Source organism: Vampirovibrionales bacterium, from assembly GCA_016712355.1.
GTDB lineage: Bacteria > Cyanobacteriota > Vampirovibrionia > Vampirovibrionales > Vampirovibrionaceae > JADJRF01.
Window position 1 is genome coordinate 2,126,100 of record JADJRF010000005.1, and the last position, 25,577, is coordinate 2,151,676.

Here is a 25,577-nt window from a genome sequence, read left to right on the forward strand (position 1 = left end):
ATCGGGAAAAGCTTATTCGGGGCGAACCGCGAGGATCAACTCGATCTCGACCGGGGCGTTGAGCGGCAAGGCGGCCACGCCCACGGCTGAGCGCGCGTGCCTGCCTGCCTCGCCAAAGACGGCGACCAGCAGGTCAGAGGCCCCGTTCAGCACCTTGGGCTGATCGGTAAACGCAGCCGGGCTGTTGACGAATCCGGTGATTTTAACCACGCGCTCGACCCGCGACAGCGACCCCAGATGCGCCTTCACCAGGCTCAGGGCGTTCAAGGCGCACTGACGCGCGGCCTCCTGTCCCTGCTCCAGCGTGACGGTAAACGAACCCACCGCGCCGGGAGACAGGAGCTGCCCGTCACGCATGGGCAAGACGCCGGAAGTATAGAGCAAGGCCCCGGCCTGAACAATCGGCACATAGCTCCCCACCGGCTGTGGCGGCGGAGGCAGCATGGCGTCCCACTCGGCCAGCGTCTGGGGATAACGCGCGGGATTGGAAAGGTCTTCAAGTGTGGACATGGGGACAGACATGGGCAAACACTCCTGTCAGGGCGGTAAACAACCGAAAACAGTTATACGATATCGCACGGGCGCGATTATTTCACGGGCGATTCGAGCAGCGTAAGGCGTCCGGCGTCGGCGTCAAAGCGCGCCCGAACGCCGATAGGCAGCGTCGCCGTAAGCGCGCCATGTCCGACGCTCAGGCCAAACCCCGCAGGAACGCCAAAATCGCCTAGCACATCGGCGAAGAAGCGTTCCAGAGGATACGTCGCCTGCAAGGGATCGTCCATTTCAGAGAAATCACATAAGATCAGCCCGCGAATGTCGGCAAAAAGCCCGGCCATGCGCAATTGCTGAAATTGCCGATCCAGACTGTAATACGATTCGCGCCAGTCTTCGATAAACAGCAGATGCCCGCGCGTCTGCGGCTGAAAAGGCGTGCCGCACAGCGCCGCCAGCAATGAGAGATTACCGCCCGTCAGCGGCCCTTCGGCGACGCCGCCGCTAATGGGATGATACGCCGCCTGCGACGGCACGGGATAAGGCGTCGGGGCCTCGCCCATCACCAGCGGCCAGAGCGCGTCCTCGTTAAAGGGGTCTTCGTCAATGAGATTGGAGGTCAGCATCGGCCCATAAAAGCCAATCAGCCCCGTGCGCTGATAATTCGCCAGATGCAGCGCCGTCACGTCGCTAAAGCCAATGAGAATCCGGGGATTGGCGCGGATCAGGTCGTAGTCGATTTGCGACAGAAGGCGCGTACAGCCGTAACCGCCCCGCGCGCACAGAATGGCCCGAACCTCCGGATCGGCAAACGCCGCATGTAAATCGTCCAGACGCTGCGCGTCGTCGCCCGCCAGATAATACCGCTGCGAACGGGCGTTCGGCATTAATTTTGGCTGAAAGCCGCGCGTCTGCAACAATGCGACGCCGCGATCAAAAGCGTCGCCTGAGCCATCGGACGCCACGGGCGTGGGCGCCGCCGGGGAAATGACCGCCACGCAGTCGCCCCGTCGCAAGGCGGCAGGAAAGAGACGCGAGGGGGGCGTCGTCTCGTCGCCATGAGGATCAAACTGGGTCATGGCCGCTTACATATTGGCCGCAGACAGACTGTCGCGCCATTCGCGCACAATGGTCTCGCGCAAATCCAGCGGCGAATGGTAGGGACAGGCCTGACTAATGACCGTCACCGCGTCGGTGGACAGATTCACGTCGCGGCCCTTCTTGCCAAAGAGACAGACGCCGCTACTTTTCACCGCATCAGGCACATCGGCGACCGGATTATAAAAATACCCGCAGCTTCCACAGGTCACCATGGTCAAGCCGTGCTTCAGGAGCTTGGTTTCCAGCTCATAGAAGGCCTGATCGAGTATCCGGTAGCTCTGCGTAGAGAACGAGACCGTCTTGTAATACAGCGCCATCTGGTAAATTTCGGACCCCTGCTCGTTATAGCGCGTGTGCGTCTGCAGCACGCAGTCCACCTGACGCTGACCATTCGATATGGGAATGGATTTTTCCACCACCCGGTCTTGCCGAACCGGCTCTGCCGCCGCCGCGACCCCAGCCGATGTCAGATTCTGCGCCAATTGCGCCTGCTCGCTGGGCGAAACCCGGCGAAGCGGGGCTTTTTCCAGATCATCAAAGTCGAGCGGCGCGTTGGTCACCAGCAAATCGCGGATGCCCGACTCGTGGCGATGCGCCGTATCAAAGAGCGACAGCTCGGGGTCGATGGTCTCGTTAAAGCGCGTGCGGCTTTGGCTCTTATAAGAACGCCCGTCCGCCCCTGCCGAATCGCGCGAAAAACGTCCCAGCGCCAGATAGGCCAGCGCCGCTGGCAGCATCAGCCCGCCGAGCAGGTAGACCACGGGCGTCCAGATGAAGCCGGTGAGGTAATCCGCCGGTTTACAGCGCGCAACAGCCATACTGAGCAGATGGAGCGTCACCACGCTGATAAACAGGCCCGTCCACACGGCGGGATGCCCCGAATTCCACAGCGGCGTCTGCCAGGCGACCAGCGCAAACGCCAGAAAAATAGCGCCGGTGATGAAATCCGGCGGTTTCAGGACGGTTAAAAATTCTTCCAGCGCGGTCAGGTCGCCGCGAATCACGGCGCGAACCAGCAGCGGGGCGCTATAAACCGCCGCCAGCCGCAGACGATTCAAGGCCGACAGCGCGCATTCCATGGTCACCGGAAACAGCCGGTAAGGCCGATCGCTATACGTCACCATCGCCGGGGCCCAGCCCACGCGAATATTGCCCAGCTTCAGGCGCAAGGCGTATTCCAGATTATCGAGATCATGGCCGCGACGATAGGGAATCATCTCCAGAATGTCCTGCTTCACGGCCCAGCCGGAATCTTGCAGACGACAGCTCAACCCCAGATGAAAACGCCCCGCATTGGCAATGCGGTTGCGTAAACGCCGCGACAAGGCCGCCACCTGCCCCAGCAGGGACGCCTGACGCCGACGCATAGCGACCATCCCCTGCATAACAGGAAAATCAAAGCTGGCCGCCACGACATTGAGGAAGTAATCGGGCTTAATGACGTCATCTGAACGAAAGAACGTAATGACGCCACAGTCTCCCGCCGCCAGACAGCGTTCAATGAGCCACGCGGTGAGCTGGCCCTGGGTGGGACGCGCGTCGGGACAGACGCACACCCGCACATTCGGCGATAACTCGGAAAGCGATAACTCCGCCTGAAGCTCAGGCGAAAGCCCCAGATACACCGACACGCGCGATGACGGATACTCCTGGGCTTCAATGGCTTCTAAAAGCCGCTTCAGCGCAGGACCCGAGCCGGGATCCTGCCAGGTAACCAGCGCCGTCACGTTTTGATCGGTGATGCTGCGATAGCGCTTCTTGACCAGATCGGCTTTACGCCCCTGCTCCGCAGCGAAAATCACAAACAATTGGCGAATCAGCAGGATCGCGCCAACCAGAATCAGCCATGTATCCAGTTGAAAAAACCACGCCACGCTGCCGGACTCCCCATAAATCCCTGAAAGAGAGCGCTAATAACCGGAAGCCTCTATCCTACCTGGGTCTCTCGCTCTGAAAAGGCCTTCCGCGAGCCTGCCGGGCTCTGCCCTCATTGTACCGAAAACCGCGCGCCGCCGCCAAACGCCGGACGCCGATTGTAATGAAACATTTATGGCGCGGGCGGCGGTCGCAAGCGCTCGCGGTAGCGCAGCAAGGCTTGCGAGGCGTCTTCCACGGTGTCCTCACCGAATTTTTCCAGCAGGGCTTGCGCCAGCGTAAAGGCCGTCATCGCCTCGCAGACCACGCCGCAGGCCGCCACCGCCGTGACGTCGGATCGCTCGAAGTGCGCGGCTTCGCTTTCGCCGGTTTCCAGATTCACGCTGGCAAGCGCCTTTCGCATCGTCGCGATCGGCTTCATCACAGCCCGAACAATGACAGGACGACCGTTACTGACGCCCGCCTCCAGCCCGCCCGCGCGGTTGGTCGGCCGTTGCAGCGTCATCGTCTGCGTCGACGACAACCCGCCCGGCACAATCTCATCGTGAAAAACATCGCCCGCGCGCGTCGCGCCGTCGTCGCCCGCGCCGATTGTGACGCTTTTCACAGCCTGCACGCTCATGACGGCCTGGGCCAGACGGCCATCCAGACGGCGATCCCATTGCGCGTACGAGCCCAATCCCGGCGGCGCGCCAACAGCAATGATTTCGACTTCGCCGCCCAGCGTCACGCCGTCGCGGCGGGCCTGGTCAATGCGGGCGCGCATGGCGCTCAAAATGGCGTCGGATCCCGCACAGCGCAAGTCGTTGGCTTCGGCGCGCGCGGCCAGCGACTGCCAGTCGTCGCCGAATTCGGCGTCAAGCGCCGGACGATCCACGTCCACGCCGCCCAGACGGGTGACGTGGCTATATACCTCAATGCCCGCAATCTGCGCCAGAATTTCGCGGGCGATGGCCCCGGCTGCCGTGCGCGCCGCCGTTTCGCGGGCGCTGGCGCGTTCCAGCGCATCGCGCAAATCGCTCAGGCCGTACTTGTAATAGGCGGCCAGGTCCGCATGACCGGGACGCGGGCGCATGAATTTCTTCTGTTCAGCGGCTTCTCCCCACTCGCCGCCGCTGGCCATCGCGGATTCCCAGTTCTTCCAGTCGCGATTCTCAATCAGCAGGGCGATCGGGGCGCCGGTGGTTTTCTCAAAGCGCACGCCGCCGAGAATGGTCGCCTGATCGGTCTCGATGATCATCCGGCCGCCGCGCCCGTAACCAAGCTGGCGGCGCGCCAACTGGCGGTTGAGGGCGTCTTGCGTCACGCGAAGACCGGCGGGGACGCCGTCCACAATGACAGTCAGGCCGGGCCCGTGGGATTCTCCCGCCGTCAGAAAGCGAAACGAAGCCACTGTAAGGGCTAAACGGCGCGACGGATTTTATTTTTACGGATGCAGCCGGTGCACACGCGCATGGTTTTATGCGTGCCGTTGGGCAGCGTAATCAGGCAGCGCTGAAGGTTCGGCTCCTGAAAAAACCGGTTGTGCTTGTTGGAAAAGCTGACTTTGTTGGATTTATTGCGCTTTTTGTCGCACAGTTCGCAAACAGCCATGGACGTCGTCCCTATGGATTGATCGGGGATGGAAGGGGAAAGACTCTAAAAAACGAGGCAAAAACCTGAAGCCGTATTGAAGCATCAAGACGCGCCCAAGGCAAGCCGCGCGTCAAACGGCCGTCGCCCAAAGCTCGCGCCCGCAGACCGGATTCGCGATCTGCGGGCGCAACATGACACGGACGCCGACGCGTATTCTGCTCCTCGCGCCGGTGATTTTCTTCTCTACCCTGGATTTTTCGTTCCTGGATTTTTCCGGATATTTTATCCGACAGGCACTACTCAGGCGCTCCTCCGTCGCAACGCGATGGCGCAGCCTCCGGGGTTGCCGCTCGCTTGCGCAAGCGGGCCAGACGCGATTCTAACTCTGCATCTTCTGTTTTAAATTGTATAGTCGCTACTTCTCTGTCTTCTTATTTTCTCTGTTCCACGACTTCGGTTACAAGGCTCATTGCGAATTGCGCGTTCATGAGGACGGAAGCCCCGGGGGGCTTTGGCTCGCTCGTTAAGATTCTCACAATATATAAAAACAAATAATTAAACAAAATTGCCTCCGCCAGCCCTCATGTTACGGAAACGCTTCAAACGCTTCGCAAAGCGCCAGGCCCGCCTCCAGAGGCGACGTAAGGGCCGGGGGGATGCGCCTCGGGCCGCTGGCCGCTCTCTTTATGGCGCGCAATTTGAGAGCGACGCAGGCATGATGGCTCGTATTTATAGCTCCTGGGTGGTTTTAAAATGCAGCTTGGCGACTTCGCTGAGCCGCGCCTTGCCGAACTGCCGTACGAAGGCCTTGGCGCAGGTCTTTACGGGCGATCCCGCGCCGGGGGGCAGCGCCAGATCAAAGGTCTCGCCCAATGCGCGCAGCTTACGCACAAAACAATCGCGCGCCAGGATACTCGCCGCCGCCACGCCGGGATTGGCTTCGGCCCGAGGGGTTTGAAACAGCGTAATCGCGCGGCCTTTTTCCTGCAATTCGTTGCGGATGTAATGCTCGCCGCCGAACTGATCGGCAATCGCCTGAGCGCACTGCGGATTCTTCGCCAGCAGGCGCTCAATGACCGACGCATGGCCCCAGGCCAGCAGATGATTCAGGTTACGCCCGCGCGCGCGAAAATCTGCGTAGACCTCGTTATAGCGCGCCGGGGCCAGCTCCAGCGCCAGCACGCGATCAGGCCCCAAGGCCTGTCGGATGCCTGCGGCAATGCGGCTAATGGCGTCGTCCGACAGCTTTTTACTGTCCATCACCCCCAAGGCGGCCAATTGCGGCAAGGCCGCATCGTCGACGCAGGCGCCGGCAATCACCAGCGGGCCGAAGTAGTCGCCTTTTCCCGATTCATCGGTGCCGATATACGCGCCCGCAACGTCCAGTTGACCGGATGCCTTCAATGGTTTTGCGCCGCTCGCAGGCCCCGCGCCGGCAGCATTTACGGAAACCGAGCCCGCCGGGAGCGCAGATTGGACAGCGCTCAGGAGGTCTTGCAGCAGGTCGGGCGTGGCGGCGTCGATCAGGAGCGTCCCATTTGCGTACTGTTTGACGCGCACCCAGAGGGCTTTTCCGGCGCCGCGCCGCGCGCCGTCGAGCCGAAAGGCGCAGTACTGCTCAGCCTGCTCGCGCCACTCGAAATGCGACACGCCCAGGACAGCGCGCTTTAAACGCGCCTGCGCGACAGGCGAGGCGAGCTTGGCCTTATACATGGCTGGACACGCGGCTAGACACGCAGGCGGCTAGAGCGTCTGCTCATAGGCAAACGTCGCATAAGCCGACTGCAAGGCGAGATACGCACTGGAAAAATCTGACAGCTCACGACGAACGCGCACGCCGTCGAGGCGAATCCAGTCAGGCGACACCATAATCAGATCGGCGTACAGCGGCGAGACGACGGTGACTTCGAGCGTGTACGGGCCCGGCATCTCCAGCAGATTGTCGCGCCAGCGGTCGCAGTCGGCCATTAACTGCGTAACAGTCTCGCGATAGGCGGTCAGAACATCGGCGGCGGATCGATGCAGGGCAGCGGCGTAACCCAGCGCAGTCTTGGTTTCAACGGTGCGAACGGCGGGAATCAACGCCGTTATTTCGCGGCACAGCGCCTGATCGCCACTGGCCAGAATGACCGGGGCCTGATGCGCCAGACTGGCGTAATACGCGTTAAAGCCGCCTTCGCCCAGCGACAGCCCATTGACGCGCACGTCGGCGAGCTTGTCGTGAAACGTATGCGGCAGCACGGCGGGAGAGGAGCCGGCTTTGGCGTGATAGCCCAGCAAGACGACCCCATCAATGCTCAGATCCAGCCCGGCGAGCATGGCCGCAGGCTTGGGTTTACCCGACAGCAGGCGAATCCGGCTATCAGGACCCGGCAAATGCGCCAGCGCCAGATTGGTCATCGTCATGTGCGCGTCGTTGACCAGAATCTCGCGCGCCCCGGCAGCCAGCGCCGCCTTGCACACGGTGGCGACTTCGAGCGCCAATTGAGCGACTGCGGCGTCATAGGCCTCACGGCGCGCAGGGGATGCTGCGCACTGATGAGGCGAATTAACGCCGCAAACGCCTTCTAAATCGGCAGAAACGTAGAGACGGGTCATACGGACGCGTGCGAGTGCTCCGAATCGTGCTGAGAATTTTGTTGCGCCACGTCGCTGGCTTTATCCGTCAGGCGGGCCCAGGTTTCGCGACCGGTCGTTTCGAGATCCGAAGAGATTTGGCGCGCTTTTTCACGCAGCATCTCAGCGGAGTCGCGCACGCCGACGCTCAGGTGTTGGGCCTTTTCCTGCGCAATGCCTTTGAGTTCGCAGGCTTTCTCTTGCGCGATGCCTTTCAATTCGCTGGCTTTTTCTTTTAAGCGGCCGGCCTTGTCTTCTAATTCACCGCGACGACGGGCGGTTTCATCGGCAATAATTTGACGGGTTTCCGCGCCGCTGCGAGGGGCCATCAAGAGGGCCGCCACAGCGCCGACTAAAGCGCCGAACAACGCGCCCGCGACAAAATTGGAATTCGATGAGCTGGACATGAGGGGAGGTCTCCACTGTTATGGGGTCGGAAGGTGAGTCTTCGGGGAATCTTCGAGTCGATAAAAATAGCAGATAGAAAGAAACGGCGCCTTAACAGGTTTTGGGGCCCGGCTTAAACGCGCGCCACAAGCCTTTGCCCACGGCGCCCAGCATCCCGGCTGCGCCGCCCAGCGCCGCAGGAGCCGACCCCAGATGACGCGTCGCGCTGCGCAGCTTGTTGACGCCGCGTCCGGCGGTTTCAACGCTTTTTTGATAGCCGCGGCCAATGCCTTCGACGCCGCTCATAGTCTTCTCGCTGAGGGCTTCAGCCCGCGCGCTGATTTGACGCGCATTTTTGAGGATCGGGTAAATCTCATAGCGCGCCAGCGGCAGAAATTCCAGCACGCCCCACAGCAGCATCGCCACCTGACCCAGAATAATCGCCAGCAGCGCCAGCAAGGGAATCAGCAGGATTGAAATGGGGATCAAGGCAATCCAGCCGACCGTGGTCAGAATTTTCAACTGATGGGCCAACGCGTCAGCGGCGCCTGTGGAAGTCATCAAATCCATAGAGAAAGCCTCGTTTTCTGGCAACGCCCAGAGGGCGGACCTTGCCGGTTAACAACTCTGCTAGTGACGGTGACGGGGAAAATACAGTCAGGACATTCAACAGGGGGCGGCGCCAACTAGTGCGCGCCCGACGCCGACTCTTCGCGCTGCTTGGCGTCGGCCACGCGCCGGGCGTAGCGATCATGTTGCGCCTTTTCCACGCGATTTTCAATCTTAACGCGCGTGCGATCAATAAATTGACGCGTCGGGCTGGCGGGATCCATCTCATCTTCCACGCGCTCGGGCAGACTTTCGACAAAAATCCGAACGCGATGCCGCATCTCACGGCCGCTCATCGGCGCCAGCAGCAGGGCCAGCGCAGAGCCAAACAGGCCGCCGACCAGCAGCCCCAGCGAAAAAGCAAAGACGTCATCGCCCGCCGATTCCTCATGACGGTTGGATTCATTGCGCATGGCCTGTCCCCTTTCTCAACGCTTCAAAAAAAGAGAGTGCTCGACAGAGCGCTTCAAGGCAGAGTAGACAGTGTAAGGCAACGCGCGTGGATTTTCAACAATACGCGGCAACGCGAGCGCCTGCATAAAACGCCCATTAGCCAAAGGCCTATACCCGATTGCGCTATTGCCTTTGCGAGTGATGTTTCAGTATGATGGGCGGAAGCCGCGCAGCCCAAGGGTTTTCGCATCTGAGATATGCCAGTCGTATTTCCTCTGGAGCGATAGGCTTGCGCGCTCGCCTCCAGACCGTCTCTTGTCCCCAAAACCCGCCTGTTTCCTGGTTTTATTCTCTGACTTCGATTTTATCTCGCGTTTTGCCTCAGCGCGTTCTGCGCCCCTGTCCCCCGGCTCTGTCTTCAGGAATCCGATTCTGCCATGTCGAATGGAAGTTTTCTGGATATCGTCCAGCAGAAAAAGCAGTCTCACGACGAATCCTCTCAACTGACGCGCTACGAATTGCCGCTGGTAACCGTGGACATCGTGCTGTTTACCGTGCAGCAGGGACGCCTCAAGGTCTTACTGATTCGGCGCAAGAGCGAGCCGCACATGCACATGTGGGCCATCCCCGGCGGGTTTATTCACGGCGGCGAAAGCCTGGAGGCCGCCGCAGCCCGCCAGTTGCAAGAAGAAACCAGCGTCGAAAATATTTATCTCGAGCAATTGCGCGCCTTCGGCAAACCGGGCCGCGACCCGCGCGCGCGCGTCATTACAGTCGCCTATTTTGCGCTGGTCAGCAGCAAAAAGCTACATCTGAAGGCGGACGCCAACGCCGAAGACGTGCGCTGGTTCTGCGTCACGGAACTGCCGGAGCTGGCCTTTGATCACGCCCTCATCGTGGGCGAAGCGCTGGCCGCCGTGAAAGAACGCCTCGAAAACTCCTCGATCGCCTTTCAGCTCCTGCCAGAAAAATTTACCCTGACAGAACTCCAGCGCGTGTTCGAGCTGGTGCAGGCCCGCACGCTGGACAAGCGCAATTTCCGCAAAAAAATGCTCGCCTCCGGCATTCTGCGCGATACCGGCGAAACCAAGATGGAAGGCTATCACCGCCCCGCGCAACTGTACGCCTTCCGCGAGGTCGCTATTCCGGTCTCGGCCTGATGAGACGGCGCGCAGAGTAGGCCTGCTGGCCTCAGCGATTGCGTAGAAAGCCGTTGCGGTTGCTGGCGGCGCTGTCGTTTACGGCTTCTGGCGCCGATTGCCCGCGCGTGGCGATATCGCAGACCGTCGCCAGCTTGACCTCTTCGCTTTCGCGCGTCAACTGGCTGCGCGACTTCACCTCGACGCCCGCGCGCGTGGAGATGGTCTCGCTGCAATTAACGCAGTAGCGCCCCTTGCGGTTGATTTCTGCGATCAGCTCGCCGCAGCCGCGACATTTGAACTTGAGAAACAGGCCCGCCGTCCCCAGCTTGGCATCCAGATAGAATTGCTCGATATAATCCACCGACAGACCGACTTTTTCGGCCAGATCGTCGATAAACATTCCCCCATGCTCGGCGCTGGACTGCAAGAGCCGAAACATCATCTGGAATTGCTGGTATTCGGCCTCCACACACTCAGGACACTTGTCGTTGAGCGCCTTTTTAAACACGCGATTACACCGCGCGCAATTGACAATGCGTCCATTTACCATAGCCTGCGTTCCTTCTGCATGGGCGCCATCGCCCGTCTCGCCAAGCGCATCCGCTCCGTCGTCGGTCTGATATCGCTCCGTCAATGGCGTTGAATCCCTGTGTTATGGGTATCGGGAAGCGGCCGGGATCCTGAAGAGGGGATCATGCTCTGCGGGCGGAATTGTTTCAAAAATATACAATCCGACGGGTTTTTATCAGGGCAAAGACGCGTGTTCCCAGCGTGTTACGGGCCATGCTCCCGTCAGCATTTGCGGGCCGCTTTTCTCATCAGATTTTTCTGGGAGATTATTGCCAGGCGTTCTTGCGCCGCGTCGTTGACACAAAAGCCCGTTGAGGCGTTTTAACGCAAGCGTCAGCCCCTGGTGAGGCCCTTCTCTTTATGGGCGTTTCGATTTCATGAGCGTTTCTATTTCTTCCTCATCCGCAAGCTCTCTCTTTGGCCGCGTCTCCTGCCCGGCGCGATTCGGCTCGGCCCCGCGCGCCAACGCCGCCCCCACCCCCGATGACGCGTTTACCCCCGGCGCAAACAGCGGCAACGCCAAGCCTTCTGCCCGACGCGGCGTTTTCGGCTCGACCCGCGAAGGATTCCGCGCGCTGAGCGGCGCGCTCAAAGATCGCACCAATCGGCTGCTGCTCACCGGCTTTGGCTTGCAGTTGGGCCTGCCCGCCCTGTTAGGACTCAGCCTCCTGGCGGGTCCTGTCGGCTGGCTGCTGGCCATTGTGGCGACTCCGCTGACGATTGCCGGCAACTGGTACGGCGAAAAACTCACTGCCAGAGCCTTCGAGGAGATCGACGCGCGCGGCCTCAGCAAAGGGCGTCCGCTGGATCGTCTGGCTAAAATGAACGACATCTGGTACAACACCACCCCTGAATCCGCCGGAACCTTCCGCCAGCACTATAACCGCCTGATTAAAGACATCTTCGGCGATGCGCCGGAGCCGCGCGCAGCAGGCGCCCCGCCGCGTTCGCTGGGCGACGTCATGAAAACCTCGTCGCGCAGCGTCGCCGATCGTTTACGGCGAGGCCTCACGCTGCATCCGCGCTCCAAACTCGGCGCCACACTGGATGCCGCGCTCACCGTCAAGTCGCAATATCAGGCCAAGCTGTATTCGCGCATCGCCAACACGCTCACCGAGTGGTGTCACCGCCTCCCCGGCATGAAGCCGGTCGCGCTGGCGCTGAGTATTGCGTTCCACTCGACGTTCCTGCTTTTTAACCACCGAAAAATCGCGCAGGCGATGGCCCATCATGTCCGCCGCGCGTTTTAGGCTGGCCCGGGAGGGCGATTTCTCACGGTGAACGTTTCAGGCCCTTATTTCGCGGCGCCCCCCTCTGCGCTGCTCGCCCCGAGCGGAACCGATACGGCGTTGCCCGCGCTGGCGGCGCAACTCGGACAAGGCGTCACGCTTTCCACCGACGGGCTCGTGCGCTTTAACGAGCCGCTGGTTCAGCGTCTTACCCAAGGCGGCGCGCAGACCACGCCCCTGCTGTCGCGCAGCCTGATGATGCTGGCGCGCTTCGCCAATCCGCCTTTACCTGCGCTGCTGGAAACCCTCTATGTCGCCAATTGTCTGGCAGACGTCGGGGTCCCCAACATAGGGGATCTCTATCCGGCGGCCAGCGCCTTTAATACGCATCCTCACCCGCTGACGCAAATCTATCTGGCGGGGCTTTACCGCAAGCTGAATCGCCCTGAAGCCTTCGGCCCGCTGCTGGCGACGCTCACGCATCAGGCCGTTTCGGCCTACCCGGCGCAAACGCCCATGACCGGGGTAACCGAAGAGGTCGGCGGGGCGGCGCTGCAACTCATTGCCAACCGCACGGCGGAAGAAACCGTAAGGCGTCTGGCTCCCTATCTGCGTCTCAACCCGCCCGCAATAAGCCCTGGCGGACATGGCTTTACCGGATAACAGCTCGCTCAGGGGCGAACAACGGCCCTGCGATGCGATTCGCGCGCCTTCTATGTCCGACTGTAAAGACGACTTTCGCTCGCCATGATTCGTCATTTTTCAGGCGGGACAAGGGGAATCCGGCATCAGGGCGCTTCGCAAAAGTATATCTTTCAGATATTCGATCAATTTCTTTTAGAGATTTTTGTTTATTAATACATAGAATTAAATTACGAACATCCCCGTTCACTTTATCCGACCTCTCTCCCCCCATTGTATAGGCTTTTTACACGCGCAGACGTCACGCCCGTGACGCGCATCGCCGCCAGCGGCGCACAGATTTACCCATCACTCTAACCCCCTATCCCCACTAGACTATTCGTTCTCTAACGCCGCCATGGACTTTCCGTGACGGCTTTTTCTTTGGCGGGTCGTTTTCTGAGGCGCTTTCATGATTGGCAGTCGGCCTTAGTGAAGCGAGGGGCCGTTCCTTCCCCTCGCGCTCCCCTCCCGGAATTCACGAAGGGCGGAGCCCTTCACCCAAGCTTCCCGAAGGGGACTCAAGGGCCGGGCGCTCTGCATAACAAGACAGCCTTCGCGAAACGAGGGGCCGTTCCTTCCCCTCGCGCTCCCCTCCCGGAATTCACGAAGGGCGGAGCCCTTCACCCCAGCTTCCGCAGGGGACTCAAGGGCCGGGCGCTCTGCATGACAAGGCTGCCTTCGCGAAGCGAGGGGCCGTTCCTTCCCCTCGCGCTCCCCTCCCGGAATTCACGAAGGGCGGAGCCCTTCACCCCAGCTTCCGCAGGGGACTCAAGGGCCGGGCGCTCTGCATGACAAGGCTGCCTTCGCGAAACGAGGGGCCGCTCCTTCCCCTCGCGCTCCCCTCCCGGAATTCACGAAGGGCGGAGCCCTTCACCCCTGTTCTGTCGCTGTGATAGAGGCACAGTCGCCAGGCATCAGGCTCGATGGCTTGCCGGAAGGCCGCGCAGCCGCTAGACCCCGCTGGCGGCGGCTTCTCGACGGGCGCGGCGGATACGATCGTATTCCGGATCACGGTAGAATTCCGACGCCGCCGTGGACGATTTGCCGCTGTATTTCGTAAAACGCTTGCGCGCGTAAGGCAACTGGGTACGCTGCGAGACAAAGAAGCAAATCTGCGAGATGCGCACGCCCGGATACAACTGCAACGGCACCGTGCTGACGTTGGACAGCTCAAAGGTCAGTGCGCCGCAAAAGCCCGGATCCACAAAGCCCGCCGTGGCGTGAATTTGCAGCCCCAACCGACCCCACGTACTGCGACCTTCAAGCCGCGCAGCCAGATCGAGCGGAATTCGCACGAATTCCAGCGTTGAGGCCAGCGCAAATTCGCCCGGATGCAACACAAATGGCTCGGTTGGCGGGATTTTAACGGCCTGCATCGATTGCGCCGCGTCTCGCCGCAAGGCTTCCGGCGTCTTATTCACCAGATCCATGTGCGTCAGGTTCGAGCGGCGCATCACCTGAAAATCCGTGCCCAGTCGCAAATCTACCGACGTGGGGCCGAACTGCTCTTCAGGATTGATGAGCGGCGTAATAATGATGCGGCGCTCAGGATCGGGATCCGCCATACGGGCCAGAATCAGGGTTTCGTTGAGGATCATGGGCTGCGGGGTCCTTCTTCAGGGCTTGCGCGGGGAAACGGCTTACGCGGGCGTCAGCAGAATCCGGTGGATTTCGGAGGTTTCGATGGATTTAAGCAAAAGATGATCGCGCGCTTCGAGCTGACGGCTCAGCGTCTGGAGACCTTCGCCCTCAGGCGCGTTGAGGCAGTCGTAAAGCCACAGGGGGGCTTGCTCGAGCTTGTTGAGCCATCCGGCGGTAATGATTTCGCGCGGCGTGTTGGGGCTCTCGCGCACCAGATTGAGCAGATCGTAGACCGGCGTTTGCTCGGCGGCCCCATCGCCCAAGCGCTCGCCGAGATCGGCGGCCGGATAAAGCGTATGGGCGCTGATGAGCAGATTCTCATCCAGGCGCGGCTGCAAGTCGAGGGCGCGCTGGAATTGACGCTCCGTGAACGACTGGCGCTGCGTCACAGCCTTCTCCACCGCGTCGAGAATCGGTAAAAACGACTCCAGCGGCGACAGTTCAGGCGAAACGGCGGGCGGCGCGGCGCGATGCAGGTCCAGCAGCAGGCGACCCCGCTCGGCGGCCTCGTGCATCAGCACCAGACTTTTATCCACAAATCCTAGATAGTTCAGCCCGGTGAACAGCGCCGGTTCCAGCGCTTCGAGGAAAAACCAGTCACGTTGCAGCAGCGCCTGCGCCAACGACTGAAAATAATAAGCAGGCCCCACCAGTCGCAACGCCACAACATGGCGCGTCAGGTGATACGCCCGCGAATCGCGGCCGCCCGCGTTGTGCGACTGCGAGCCATTCTGCCACAGGCCGGTCAGCCCCGAATGCGTTTCGCTGACCTCACGGGCGTAGGCGCCGACCAGACCCAGCCAGCCCAGCGGGTTATCGCGATTGAGAATCGACAGTGACTCAACGAAGACGCCCTCAAAGGCGCGCCAGCCCAAGGTTTCTTCTTCAAAACGACTGTCAAGATCCGCGCATTCCGGGCGAAACGCCACGGCGCGCCGACCAATTCCGGCGCAATCAGCATCCGGCATGACTTCTTTAAGCAGTAGCGCGACTTCCGGGCGCAGCCCATGGCGATACGTTCGGCACAACCAGCGACTCAACGCGCACAGCTCGGTATAAGGCTCATACAGAGCGACTTCGAGCTTCTCGGGCAGATTCACCAACAGGCCTTGATCTTTGAGCCCGGCATCGTCAAACAGACGCAGGAAAAACCCGCGATGCGACAGCGTGCGCTCGCTGAGAGCGTCGACCCGGCGGCTCAGGCCTTCGAGCAACGGCGTCGAGGCAGGCTCACAACAGGCGGCAGATTCGCGGGCCAGCGCGCCGAGGCGCGAGAGACGCTCCATTAAATCGAACGCGATGAATTTCAGTAAGGCTTTTTGCACGGAACAGGCCTCATGCGATGCGTCAACACGGGAGGGGTCAGCGCCAGTATAAAATCCGCCCTGCGACTGGACAAGGGAATCCTGCGATTCGTAACGTAACAATTTTGCCGCCTCGCGCTGGGGGTTTCGACGCGCGCGTAATCGTAAGCGCCGTCCCGCAAGCGTTTCGCGGAGATTACCTGAAGGTCGGGCCCCTTAACGCCGTCGCCACAGCAACAGGATGGGCCCCGAGCGCTCGTCAGGCGTCTTGCGACGCTCCCACGTCTGATATTGCCCCAATAAGGCCTGATCAAGCGCTTGATTCGAGGTCGCCGCCTGACGCAAGGCGCGGCGATCGGCCCGGGTGGAGACAAACGGCGTTAGCGCGTCGACCAGCTCGAATTCCCGGGCGATTTGGGCGTAATACGCGGGCGACCACGGCAGCGTCAGACGCTTGTCCGGCGTCTTGCGAGGCTTCAGGCGCATCACCAGCCAGGACGATCGCGCCAGCGCATGGATGCGAACCGTATACGCGTCGGGCGCAGGCAGAAACGAGGCCTTCCCCCGCATCGCGGGCAGAAAAGGCGTTCGCAGAAAGGCGGGCGCGCCCAGCGGCAGGGCTTCCGGCTCGACCATGACGGTTTCGCGCGGGGCGACGCGCGCCAACAGACGGGCATTCATGAGCGTGCGGGTATCGGGTTTGGCATGGACGCGCGCGAAGTAAGCGGCGTCCGCCGCCATGGGCCACGCCAGCAGCGCCAGCATTAGACTCATTGCCAGCGAGGCCAGACTGGCGGGCCATCGCCCGCGCGTGATCGTCGCAACTCGCAGAGAATCAAGACCCAGCGCAATCAGCAGCATCCAGAACGGGGCCGCCGGGAGCAGATACTTGGCGTTGACCAGCCGGAATTGAGAAGCCGCCAGCAGAAATATCGCCATAAACGCGAGCGGAATCAGCCACGAGGGGCTCGCCAGCCGCTCGCGCCACAGCCGAACGCCCGCCAGCCCCAACGACAGCAGCCCCGCCGCCCACAAAGGCCAGCCCAGCGCCTTGGGCAGAATATGAAAAAACGTTTTGCCAAAGCCCGCCATCGGCAAGAAGCGCCGCGTCGCGTCATGCGCTTGCCGCAGCAGCACATGACGGCGCTCCAGATCAAAATCGCGCCAGAAGGCGCCAAAGTCCAGAACCGTATACGGGCATAGCGCCAGAAACGTCACGACGGCAGCCGCCAGGCAGGCGAGTATCCTGGCATCGAAGAGCCGGGCAAAGCGCCTGGGCGACGCGATTTTGTCCGCCTGCGCCTGCAAGCCGGAGGCCGCAGGCGGAGCCAGCCAGCGCAGACCATGGGCGCTCAAGGGCAAGGCCAGCGTGAAAAAATTATATTTGAAAGCAACCGCCAGCCCCGCCATCGCCCCGCAGAGCAGGACGTCGCGCCAGCGGCCGGTTTGATAGTAGCCGACGGCGGAGCAGGCGCAGGCCATTAGACACAGCAGAGCAGGCGCGTCTGAAGCGACAATCGCCGAATATTTGACATGCGGCGAGTAAATGGCCATCAGCGCGGCGGCGGCCAGCGACGCCCAGAGGCTCGCGCCGATTCGTCTGGCAAGCGCAAACGTCATCGCCACGGTCGCCACGCCCATCGTCGCCGTCACCGCCCGACCCAGCAGCGTCACCGCCCCGGGATCGGCCCGAAACGCGTCGACATACGCCTGCCAGTTCGCCCAGTCCCCCGCCTGATACGCCAGCCAGTACCAGCCATAGTAAAAATACAGAAAAAAGCCGGGTTTCTTGAAATAATGCGGATTCCAGTCGCCAAAGCCCAGATTGAGCGCGCGGCGCAGGTAAATCGGCTCGTCTTCCCACAGCAACAGCGGCAGGCCGTAGCCAATCAGCGAAAACCGCAGCCACGCGGCCAGCGCCAGAATCGCCAGCAGCGAGGCGATGGCGATCATCAGGCGCTTTCGGGGAAGATTTGTCGGCGGCGCAGGGGCGGCTTGCATCGGCGTATTATCCCTTGCGGCGCGCCTCTGAAGACCCGCGCCGTAAGGCCCATTGGGCCATAAAAACCCCGCGCGCGCAATCCGATGGCGTTTGGCGTTTCACGCCCGGCTTAAGGGGCGCGGCGCAAGACGCAGGCGCGTCGATGCACGTTTTCAGTAAATCATCGCGAAAACGTCTCAAACCCAGACAAATAGAACTTTGTGTAAAACACACGCTAAGCAGAGAGGGGCATTGCGCAATTCAGACCTGTAAAAATCCTTGCCAAACAAGGGTTCGACTGGTATGATTCCACTCTGGATTGCGATGGAAACGGTTCAAATCTCTGTTCGCCTATTGAAACAATTGGAAATATAACGTCATTTTTGCGCACAAAATGTGAGGATCATGACGTTTATGCCTTTGGAACGATTCGTCAGGGGAAGAGCCGAACGAAGTCCTAACGATAGCAATCATGGCGCGATATCGAGAAACTTAAGCGAGAGTCGACACCTGTCAGCGACCCGGCATTAAAGCGCACGTGCGCCCACTGTGCGGGGAGCATCGCCTATTCCTTGGACGCCCGTTATTTTAGAGACGATGTGATAAAGGGGTATTCAATGAACCAGTCATGCGAACAATCGCCGTATTCGCCGCTTGAGCCGCAGGCCGTCACGGCGCGCCGCTACCGCAATTCCCGGTATTTTCTGGAAGATCAGCTGCGCTGCTCCCAAACCGTCGACGATTACCGCACGATCCGCTCATTCGCCAACAGCCTCAACCAGTTGCGCTGGTGCGTGATGTCGCCGATGGCCGAAGCGCTGGCTGGCATTCAGGGCAACGTCCGCTAAAATCCGGTTAATTGACGGGGGCGGGTCGTTGACGCCGCGCCAGAAGGCGCGATTGCAGCGCACACTTGGCCATACGGGTTAAAAATTGTGGATTGCCCACAACATAGCGGGCAAACAGCCGCCGAGGCTCGACGCTGAGGCGAAACAGCCATTCCATGCCCAGATCGCCCATCCACTGCGGGCAGCGCGGAAACGCGCCGGTGAAGTAATCCATCACCGCGCCGAGCGGCAGCAGGGCCGAGACGCGCAGTTGCTCGCGATGCGCCGCGATCCAGCGTTCCTGCAAGGGCGTGCCGAAACCCACAATCAGCAGATCGGGGCGAAGGGCGTTAATGTCATCGATGACGGCGCGCTCCTGCGCCTCATCAGTAAGAAAATAGCCGTGATGCCCGCCAATAACCGTATGGTTCGGGATTCTCCCGGCAATGACGTCGCGCATGCGCTCGAACACGCCCGGCTTGCCGCCCAGAAAATAAACCGTCCGCCCGGATTCCGCCAGCGACGCCAGCAGATCAAACACCCAGTCCGCCGCCGGAAATCGCTTGGGAAGGCTGCCGCCCATCATCCAGGCGCCCAGTTGAATCCCCGCGCCGTCGCAGAAAAGGCAATCGGCCTGGCGAAGCGTGTCGGCGAGACGGGCGTCCTGCTCGGCCATGTTGGCCACATGCACGTTGAGATAGGCGATAAAGCGTTGCCCGGGACGCTCGATCTCAAACAGGATACGGCGAATTAAGTCGCCCGCATTCTGGAAGGCGCTGATATCAAACGACTCCAACGGGACAGCGGGCGGAAAAATCGGCGAAGAAGGGGTCATGCAGGCCTTCACAGGGTTGCTCGACAACTATCACATGGCGACAGCATCGCCTCGCGACGGGATACCCATGAAAAAACCTCCCTGATATACAGAATTGACAAATTGATATATTAATCTTACGACGCTTATCGTTGCTGGGGGAAAACACACGCGCACGACAGGCATTGCGGGGATTACGTCATGTTAAGCGTAGACGCGATTCCACTTACGGGGAGCCCGCAGCGTAAACTTATTGTAACCTTGGCGGCGCGCCCTTGGCACAAGATCCCCTTGAGGCGCCTTAAGGAAAAATAGAAGCGTGATGGGCGCGCCTCCAACGCCCGCCCCCCGGATTCCCGACGGATTCACGCCTTGATTTTGCCCCTTTTAGGAGTCGCCCGTGTCGTTTCAACTGCCGCCCAGCGTCACAGGTCCGCGTTTTGGACGCGCAGCCATGCCGGGCTCGAAAAAAAACGACCCGAAAAATCCCGCCGAGCCCCCCCTCAAGATAGACGCGCCCCCCACACTCACCCTGCGCGATTACGGCAAGCAGACGCGCGCGCTGAGCGACGAGCGCCATAACATCCCGCGGCCCTTCGGCTATGCGCTCAATAACCCGCTGGGCTGGGCCGAATACAACCGCACGATGGCGCAAATCGCCGACAAGCAGACGACCCTGCGCGCGCAACTGACGCCCGAATTCATGCGCGGCGCGATGACGTATCTCCCGGCGGTTTCGCGCGAGCGGCTGGCCAAATATCTCATTTCCCCTCAGTTTACTGCCGATCTGCTCTCGTCTTCGCAAGGCCCCGACGCCGTGATGCGTAATTTCATCACCCTGCTGGGCCCGCCCGTGGTGAAATATTGCCAGACCCAGGCGCAAGAAGCCGCCAATCTATCGGATACGCGCGCCCACCGTCACATGCGCACGCTCGAGCGCGAACTCAAAGACCTCAACGCCGAGCTGAAATGGCTCCCCGTCAACGCGCAGGACGCCCCCAGGGGGACCACCCGGCAGGAACTCGAAGACAATCAGAAACGCGCCCAGGAGCTCAAAGAGGACATCGAGGCGCGCGACACCCAACTCATGGCCCTCCAGCGCTTCGTGCCTCTCAAAACCGCGCTGATGCCGCTGCTCGACGCCGTTCCGCCCGCCGACTACGACGACATCAAGCCCGCACTCGATGAAACCGTCGCCGATTTCAATCGCGCCCATGGCGCCGACCCCATCGTCCACGTCGATCGCCAGACGCTGGGCGCCGGCTCGATGGCCCAGGTCCACGGCGCCCGCACCCAAAGCGGCAAGCGGCTCATCGTCAAGGTATTTCGCCCGGAGGCCTCCAAAACGCACTTTGACGAGTATCACCGCTTCACGCAATTTGCGCTGCTGTTTCTGATGGGCGGCGACAAGCGCGCCTGGGCCGCCAAACAGGCCCAGCTGCTAATGGACGTCTTCAAGGAAGAAGTCAGCCCCGAGCGCGAACAGCTCCACGCGCGCCGCCTCAAGGCCCGCATCCAGCGCGAAAAACTGCCCATCAAAATCCCGCAGGTCCTGAGCGTCAGCCCGAGCGGATTTGTCGAGGAATTCGCCGAAGGCGAGAACCTGAGCCGCCTCGCCCAGAGCGACCGCGCCAAGGCCGCCGAAGTCATGCAGACGCTGGGCCCGGCGCTGGTTAAAAGCTTCTTTCTGTGGCCCGAGCGATTTCTTGATCCGCAAGGCGGCAATCTCAAGGCCCCCGGCGCAATTTTCGACTACGGCCGCATGGCGCTGCTCGCCCCGCGCGTCAACCAAGCGCTCCATGGCATCGTCCGCGATTTTCTATTAGTAATGGCCAAGGAGAGTCAACTCCGACGCGAAGCCGCCGGTAAAGGCGACAGCGGCAACCAAAAAGAAAAATTAAACAAGAAAATTAATGAATTAGTCCCAGAGCTTTTCAAAAAAGTGGACCGCCATATTCAACCGTTATTAAAGCCCAACCTCAAACTAAAGCCAGAAGAAATTGCCCACATTCGATACAGATTTATTTCAGATCAGTACTACATCAATCCTCAGGACATTGACCAGCAAAGCCGAAAATTATTGCATAGTGAAGAACGGCATCTATCAAAACAAGGCATCTTTTTCGGCCTCCTCCAGAATTTAGCCGAGTTGAGCGATCGCGGCAAAACCGTCAAACTGACCGAATTCGGCTCGCCGCTCACGCGGCAGGACGTCGCCCATGGCCGCGAAAAGCTGCGCGCCGTCATGGCCCCCTATTTTGAATACAATCAGAAAAACGTCAGCGACGCGACGATTGAAGCCTGGCTTAAAAAAGAAGGACAGGCCAAATTCGATGAGTTCGCCCCGTATCTCGGCCCGCCCAACGGAAACGGTCTGATCAATCGCCTCATTGGGTCGCGCCGAAACATGACGGAATTGCAAAAGGACGCCCCCTCTGTCAAAAACAAACCTAAATCCCCCAAATCGAAGGACGACAACACGGACCTCGGTAATGCAAAACAATGGCTTGCATACTTCCAATCCAATTTAGCCCAGGCGCAAGCGGCGCTGGCGCAAGCCGAAAACGCCCCTAACGCCGGCAGCGACGCGGGCCGGACTCGCGTGGAAGAGCTCAAAAAGCAGCGCACTCAGCTCCAGAAGCAGATCAAAGAGAAGGAGAAGTATGTAAAAGATCTGCAAAAAACCGGCAAACAGGCCGAAGAAGGCCTCAAGCGCGAAACCGCGCGATTCGAGGATTTCTACCAGAAGGCCATGCGCGACGACGACGTGCGCCAGGCGCTCGTCAAAGCCGTTCGCTGGAACCGCCAGCTCGAAACGCTCGCCGAGAGTCTGTATACCGATATACTCAAAGGCCACTCGCTGGCCAAGGAAGAGCGCGCCTATTTAATCGGCTTCCTGAAAGCGGACCTTTACCGCGAGTATCAGCCCACCGTGCGCGACGACGCGGATTTTGACGACTAGCTTTCCTCATGAAGTCTGCCCCTCGGGGGCCGTTCCCGCCCCCGAGCCCCCACCCTGTTTTCATTGGAGGGTTTCACCCTCCAGACCCGCTTGAGATTCTTCCTACGCTTGCCAGCGGGCATGAGAGACGCGTGTTTCTCTTTTTTCATGGCGGGTTTCACCTGCCAGACCCGTTTAAGGCTGTGCCTACGCTCGCCAGCAGGCATAAGAGTGCCTTCATGATGGCGGGTTTCACCCGTAAGACCCGTTTAAGGCTGTGCCTACGCTTGCTAGCAGGCATAAGAGTGCCTTCATGGCGGGTTTCACACGCCATGCCCGTTTAAGGCTGTGCCTACGCTCGCCAGCAGGCATAAGAGTGCCTTCATGGCAGGTTTCACACGCCAGACCCGTTTGAGGCTCTGCCTACGCTCGCCAGCAGGCATAAGAGTGCCTTCATGGCGGGTTTCACCCGTAAGACCCGTTTGAGGCTCTGCCTACGTTTGCTAGCAGGCATAAGAGTGCCTTCATGGCGGGTTTCACACGCCAGACCCGTTTAAGGCTGTGCCTACGCTCGCTAGCAGGCATAAGTGACATCACCCCACGACTAAACCGCCGGAAAAGCCCCCTGGGCGCGTAGAATTAAATCCGTGATTTCCCGCGCCGCGCCGCCGCCGCCGGGTTTGGCGCAAATGACGTGACACATCCCCTGAATTTCTGACGCCGCGTCCGCCGGGCAGCAGGCAAGCCCAACGCGGCGCAAGCAGTCGGCATCCGGCCAATCGTCGCCCAGATAGGCCACTTCTTCAGCGCTTAGGCCCCATTGCGCGAGCAGGGTTTGCAGATACGGCCATTTGCGCTTGATATCCTGTCCCAGCACGTCAATACCCAATTCCTCGGCGCGACGCGCATTGACAGACGAGCTTCGCGCGGTGATGAAAGCGCTGCGAACGCCTGCGCGCTTGAGCAAAGCCAGCCCCTGACCGTCCTTAACGTTAAAGGCCTTGAACTCCGCCCCGTTATCAGCGTACACGATGCGCCCATCGGTTAACACGCCGTCGATGTCCATCGCCATCAGGCGAATACGCCGCGCGCGGGCGATAATATCCGACGGGACGCGCGCGATGCTATCAGACAGGACGGCCCGGTAAACCGGAAACGGCGCCGACTCGCGCGGCGGGCTGTCAGCGGCGGGCGTCTCGTGCGACGACACGCCCTAAAACGCCCCGAGAAAGCGTAAATCGTTGGCGTAAAAATCGCGGATATTGACGATGCCGTATTTCAGCATCGCCAGACGCTCGATGCCCATGCCAAACGCAAAGCCGCTGTAGCGCTCGGGATCCACGCCGACGTTGGTCAGCACGTTGGGATCGACCATCCCGCAGCCCAGAATTTCGAGCCAGTCTTCTTTGATCACGCCGTTAACCTCGCGGCGAAACAGCACGTCCATCTCCATACTGGGCTCCGTAAACGGAAAATAACTGGTGCGAAAGCGCGTCGCGCGCGCATCACCAAAAAACTGCCGGATAAAATGCGAGAGCGTGCCTTTCAAATGCGCGATACTCACGCCTTCTTCCACCAACAGGCCTTCGATTTGATGAAACAGCACGTTCTTTTTGCTACTCACGTCCTCGTTGCGGTACACCCGCCCCGGCGCAACGATGCGCACGGGAACCCCATGGGCTTCCATATAGCGAATCTGCGCGTTGGACGTCTGGCTGCGCAGGAGCGCATCCGGCGCGACGTCGGCGTAAAAGGTATCCTGCATATCGCGCGCCGGGTGGTCGGGCGGAAAATTCAGCGCATCGAAGTTATAGTATTCCGTTTCAACCTCGGGGCAGAGCGTATCATCCACCACGTCAAAGCCCAGCGCCCGAAAAATATCGCACAGCTCCTCCGTGACGCGCGTCAACGGATGCGGCTTGCCCATCGGCACATAAACGCCGGGCATGGTCACGTCAATAGACTCTCCCGCCAGCCGCGCGCTCAGCTCTTCGGCAGCCAGAGCGTCGCGTTTGGCGTCAATCGCCGCCTGCAAGCGATCGCTTACGGCGTTGGCGTGCGCGCCCAGTGCGGGACGCTCCTCGGGTGGGGCGTCTTTGAGACTGCGCTTGACGTCGTTCAAGCGGCCCTTGCGCCCAAGGTATTCCAGCCGCACGTCTTCGACAGCCTGAAGCGTCGTGGCGGCCTGCAACGCCTGTTGCGCCTCCTGCCCCATGGCGTCGAGCGCAGCGCGAGCGGCGACAGGCGTATCGGAGGCATTCGCAGCGGATTGATTCATTGAGCAAAATCCCTTGCCTTGGCGGAATAATCGGTATCAGAGACAGTCTCAGAGAGCGTCTAAGGGGCGTCGTCCGGGGGGCGCGCCGTGCCATGGGTCGCATTCTAGCATCAAGGGCGCGGAGCCTTCAATGACGCCGCCGCTGGCCGCTGACGCTTTCTCATGCGTCCATTTCTTCGCCGTGACGCGCCCGGAGACGCTTAACATGTCTTAAAAACACTAGACATGTTTGTTTCTATAAGATATAATTTTTATATCAGATTCATTCGTTTCCATTTTAATTTAAAAGGGGGAATCTCACTATCATGTGGGCGCGTTCGCCTTCCAACCGGTATGCGCCGTTTCTAATGGCGCTCCTCAGCAATCTGGGGCTTTTCAGCACCCTGATGGACGCGCTTTACGCCGATTCCCATGCGAAAGTCCGCGCCTGGGCAAGTTATTTCAATAAATACCGGTTTCCGACGCTGATGGGCCGTCTCATGCGTCAGGGCGCCGCCCAAACGCCAGAACAATCGTCCGCCTCCAGCGCGCTGGATCTGGTCGATCGCCTGCTCAGCATGCTGGAGGAACCCGCTGACGCGCGCCAATCCGCCTTACGGCCTGAGGCTGAACGCACGCCGGGCAAGCAGGACGAGCTTGACGCGGATTGCTTGCCTTCTCACCTATCGGGTTTCGATGCGTTTGAAGACGCGGCGTCGTCCAACCCGCGCGCCCGCCGCGAGCGATGCCCCAGTTTTCCGCGCCTGCGTCTGATTGAGCTGCTGCGCCGTCAGCGCATCCTGTTGAGCAATCCCGCCTGGGGCCGTCCCAACTACCCCGGCTGGTGGCGTGACGCGGATATCGCCCCCGAGCGCCTTGACGATATCGCGCGCGCCTTGCAGCCGCGCCCGACGCCGACGCTTTTAACGTCTCTCACGCGCTGTGCGCAGGGGGCATCCCAACCATTAGCCGAGCCGACGCTTGCGACGGGAGAAAGCAGCGCGCCCCCGCTTTTGCCGGGCAAGGCCGCAGGCGGAATCAGCGAGCGCGATCGCCGTCTTTGCCAGCAATTGCGACTCGATTTTGAGATAAACGCGCCTCAACGCAAGACCCAGGACGCCCGTCATCCGCCGTAAAGC

The 25,577-nt window shown here is 60.6% G+C and carries 23 protein-coding genes; 6 read left to right on the forward strand and 17 right to left on the reverse strand.

Features of this window, described 5'->3' with window-relative positions; all coding sequences use genetic code 11:
* Window positions 1-12: 12 nt before the first annotated feature.
* From IPK79_11195 to IPK79_11240, 10 genes are all read right to left on the reverse strand, one after another.
* The gene (locus tag IPK79_11195) at window positions 13-510 is read right to left on the reverse strand and encodes a RidA family protein (GenBank protein MBK8191002.1); all 498 of its coding nucleotides are present in this window, start codon (window positions 508-510) and stop codon (window positions 13-15) included.
* Window positions 511-587: 77 nt separating this feature from the next.
* Entirely contained in the window at window positions 588-1,571 is a 984-nt protein-coding gene (locus tag IPK79_11200; protein ID MBK8191003.1) for an LD-carboxypeptidase, read from the reverse strand.
* 6 nt (window positions 1,572-1,577) lie between these two features.
* Window positions 1,578-3,467, reverse strand: coding sequence for a glycosyltransferase (locus tag IPK79_11205; protein ID MBK8191004.1), 1,890 nt, complete (start codon window positions 3,465-3,467; stop codon window positions 1,578-1,580).
* A gap of 173 nt (window positions 3,468-3,640) precedes the next feature.
* Window positions 3,641-4,861, reverse strand: a complete 1,221-nt coding sequence (gene aroC / locus IPK79_11210) for a chorismate synthase (GenBank protein MBK8191005.1) — start codon at window positions 4,859-4,861, stop codon at window positions 3,641-3,643.
* 8 nt (window positions 4,862-4,869) lie between these two features.
* Window positions 4,870-5,061 carry a 50S ribosomal protein L28 gene (locus IPK79_11215; protein ID MBK8191006.1) on the reverse strand — a complete coding sequence of 64 codons (192 nt, stop codon included), beginning with the start codon at window positions 5,059-5,061 and terminating at the stop codon, window positions 4,870-4,872.
* A 711-nt stretch (window positions 5,062-5,772) separates the two neighbouring features.
* Entirely contained in the window at window positions 5,773-6,756 is a 984-nt protein-coding gene (rnhC, locus tag IPK79_11220) for a ribonuclease HIII (GenBank protein MBK8191007.1), read from the reverse strand.
* Between the two features lie 30 nt (window positions 6,757-6,786).
* Window positions 6,787-7,641 carry a M55 family metallopeptidase gene (locus tag IPK79_11225; GenBank protein ID MBK8191008.1) on the reverse strand — a complete coding sequence of 285 codons (855 nt, stop codon included), beginning with the start codon at window positions 7,639-7,641 and terminating at the stop codon, window positions 6,787-6,789.
* On the reverse strand, window positions 7,638-8,066 hold the full coding sequence (locus IPK79_11230; GenBank protein ID MBK8191009.1) for a YtxH domain-containing protein: 429 nt from the start codon (window positions 8,064-8,066) through the stop codon (window positions 7,638-7,640). Before IPK79_11230 ends, IPK79_11225 begins: the two co-directional genes overlap by 4 nt.
* A 91-nt stretch (window positions 8,067-8,157) precedes the next feature.
* A complete protein-coding gene (locus IPK79_11235; GenBank protein MBK8191010.1) occupies window positions 8,158-8,616 on the reverse strand; it encodes a hypothetical protein in 459 nt (152 codons plus the stop codon).
* 116 nt (window positions 8,617-8,732) lie between these two features.
* Window positions 8,733-9,068, reverse strand: coding sequence for a YtxH domain-containing protein (locus tag IPK79_11240; protein MBK8191011.1), 336 nt, complete (start codon window positions 9,066-9,068; stop codon window positions 8,733-8,735).
* A gap of 417 nt (window positions 9,069-9,485) precedes the next feature.
* Between IPK79_11240 and IPK79_11245 the strand changes: the two genes are divergently transcribed.
* Entirely contained in the window at window positions 9,486-10,208 is a 723-nt protein-coding gene (locus tag IPK79_11245; GenBank protein MBK8191012.1) for an NUDIX hydrolase, read from the forward strand.
* 31 nt (window positions 10,209-10,239) lie between these two features.
* Here IPK79_11245 and IPK79_11250 read toward each other — a convergent pair whose 3' ends face one another.
* The gene (locus IPK79_11250) at window positions 10,240-10,740 is read right to left on the reverse strand and encodes a hypothetical protein (GenBank protein ID MBK8191013.1); all 501 of its coding nucleotides are present in this window, start codon (window positions 10,738-10,740) and stop codon (window positions 10,240-10,242) included.
* 397 nt (window positions 10,741-11,137) lie between these two features.
* Between IPK79_11250 and IPK79_11255 the strand changes: the two genes are divergently transcribed.
* A complete protein-coding gene (locus IPK79_11255) occupies window positions 11,138-12,010 on the forward strand; it encodes a hypothetical protein (GenBank protein MBK8191014.1) in 873 nt (290 codons plus the stop codon).
* 27 nt (window positions 12,011-12,037) lie between these two features.
* Entirely contained in the window at window positions 12,038-12,652 is a 615-nt protein-coding gene (locus IPK79_11260) for a hypothetical protein (protein ID MBK8191015.1), read from the forward strand.
* A gap of 971 nt (window positions 12,653-13,623) precedes the next feature.
* Here IPK79_11260 and IPK79_11265 read toward each other — a convergent pair.
* The 3 genes from IPK79_11265 to IPK79_11275 all read right to left on the reverse strand — a co-directional run bounded on the left by IPK79_11265 (window position 13,624) and on the right by IPK79_11275 (window position 17,619).
* On the reverse strand, window positions 13,624-14,271 hold the full coding sequence (locus IPK79_11265) for a dCTP deaminase (protein MBK8191016.1): 648 nt from the start codon (window positions 14,269-14,271) through the stop codon (window positions 13,624-13,626).
* A 42-nt stretch (window positions 14,272-14,313) separates the two neighbouring features.
* A complete protein-coding gene (locus IPK79_11270; protein ID MBK8191017.1) occupies window positions 14,314-15,639 on the reverse strand; it encodes a hypothetical protein in 1,326 nt (441 codons plus the stop codon).
* Window positions 15,640-15,834: 195 nt separating this feature from the next.
* Complete coding sequence (locus IPK79_11275; protein MBK8191018.1) at window positions 15,835-17,619, reverse strand: glycosyltransferase family 39 protein; 1,785 nt, start codon at window positions 17,617-17,619, stop codon at window positions 15,835-15,837.
* Window positions 17,620-18,216: 597 nt separating this feature from the next.
* On the opposite strand from IPK79_11275, the gene IPK79_11280 reads away from it, so the two are divergent.
* On the forward strand, window positions 18,217-18,447 hold the full coding sequence (locus IPK79_11280) for a hypothetical protein (protein ID MBK8191019.1): 231 nt from the start codon (window positions 18,217-18,219) through the stop codon (window positions 18,445-18,447).
* Between the two features lie 7 nt (window positions 18,448-18,454).
* Here IPK79_11280 and IPK79_11285 read toward each other — a convergent pair whose 3' ends face one another.
* Entirely contained in the window at window positions 18,455-19,261 is an 807-nt protein-coding gene (locus IPK79_11285; GenBank protein ID MBK8191020.1) for a WecB/TagA/CpsF family glycosyltransferase, read from the reverse strand.
* 379 nt (window positions 19,262-19,640) lie between these two features.
* Between IPK79_11285 and IPK79_11290 the strand changes: the two genes are divergently transcribed.
* The gene (locus IPK79_11290; protein ID MBK8191021.1) at window positions 19,641-22,202 is read left to right on the forward strand and encodes a hypothetical protein; all 2,562 of its coding nucleotides are present in this window, start codon (window positions 19,641-19,643) and stop codon (window positions 22,200-22,202) included.
* A gap of 583 nt (window positions 22,203-22,785) precedes the next feature.
* On the opposite strand, the gene IPK79_11295 is transcribed toward IPK79_11290, so the two are convergent.
* A complete protein-coding gene (locus IPK79_11295; protein MBK8191022.1) occupies window positions 22,786-23,253 on the reverse strand; it encodes an HAD-IIIA family hydrolase in 468 nt (155 codons plus the stop codon).
* A gap of 141 nt (window positions 23,254-23,394) precedes the next feature.
* A complete protein-coding gene (gene pheS / locus IPK79_11300) occupies window positions 23,395-24,459 on the reverse strand; it encodes a phenylalanine--tRNA ligase subunit alpha (protein ID MBK8191023.1) in 1,065 nt (354 codons plus the stop codon).
* Between the two features lie 305 nt (window positions 24,460-24,764).
* Here pheS and IPK79_11305 point away from each other — a divergent pair, with 305 nt between their 5' ends.
* Window positions 24,765-25,574: a hypothetical protein gene (locus tag IPK79_11305; protein MBK8191024.1), complete on the forward strand. Its 810-nt coding sequence runs from the start codon at window positions 24,765-24,767 to the stop codon at window positions 25,572-25,574.
* Window positions 25,575-25,577 lie beyond the last annotated feature (3 nt).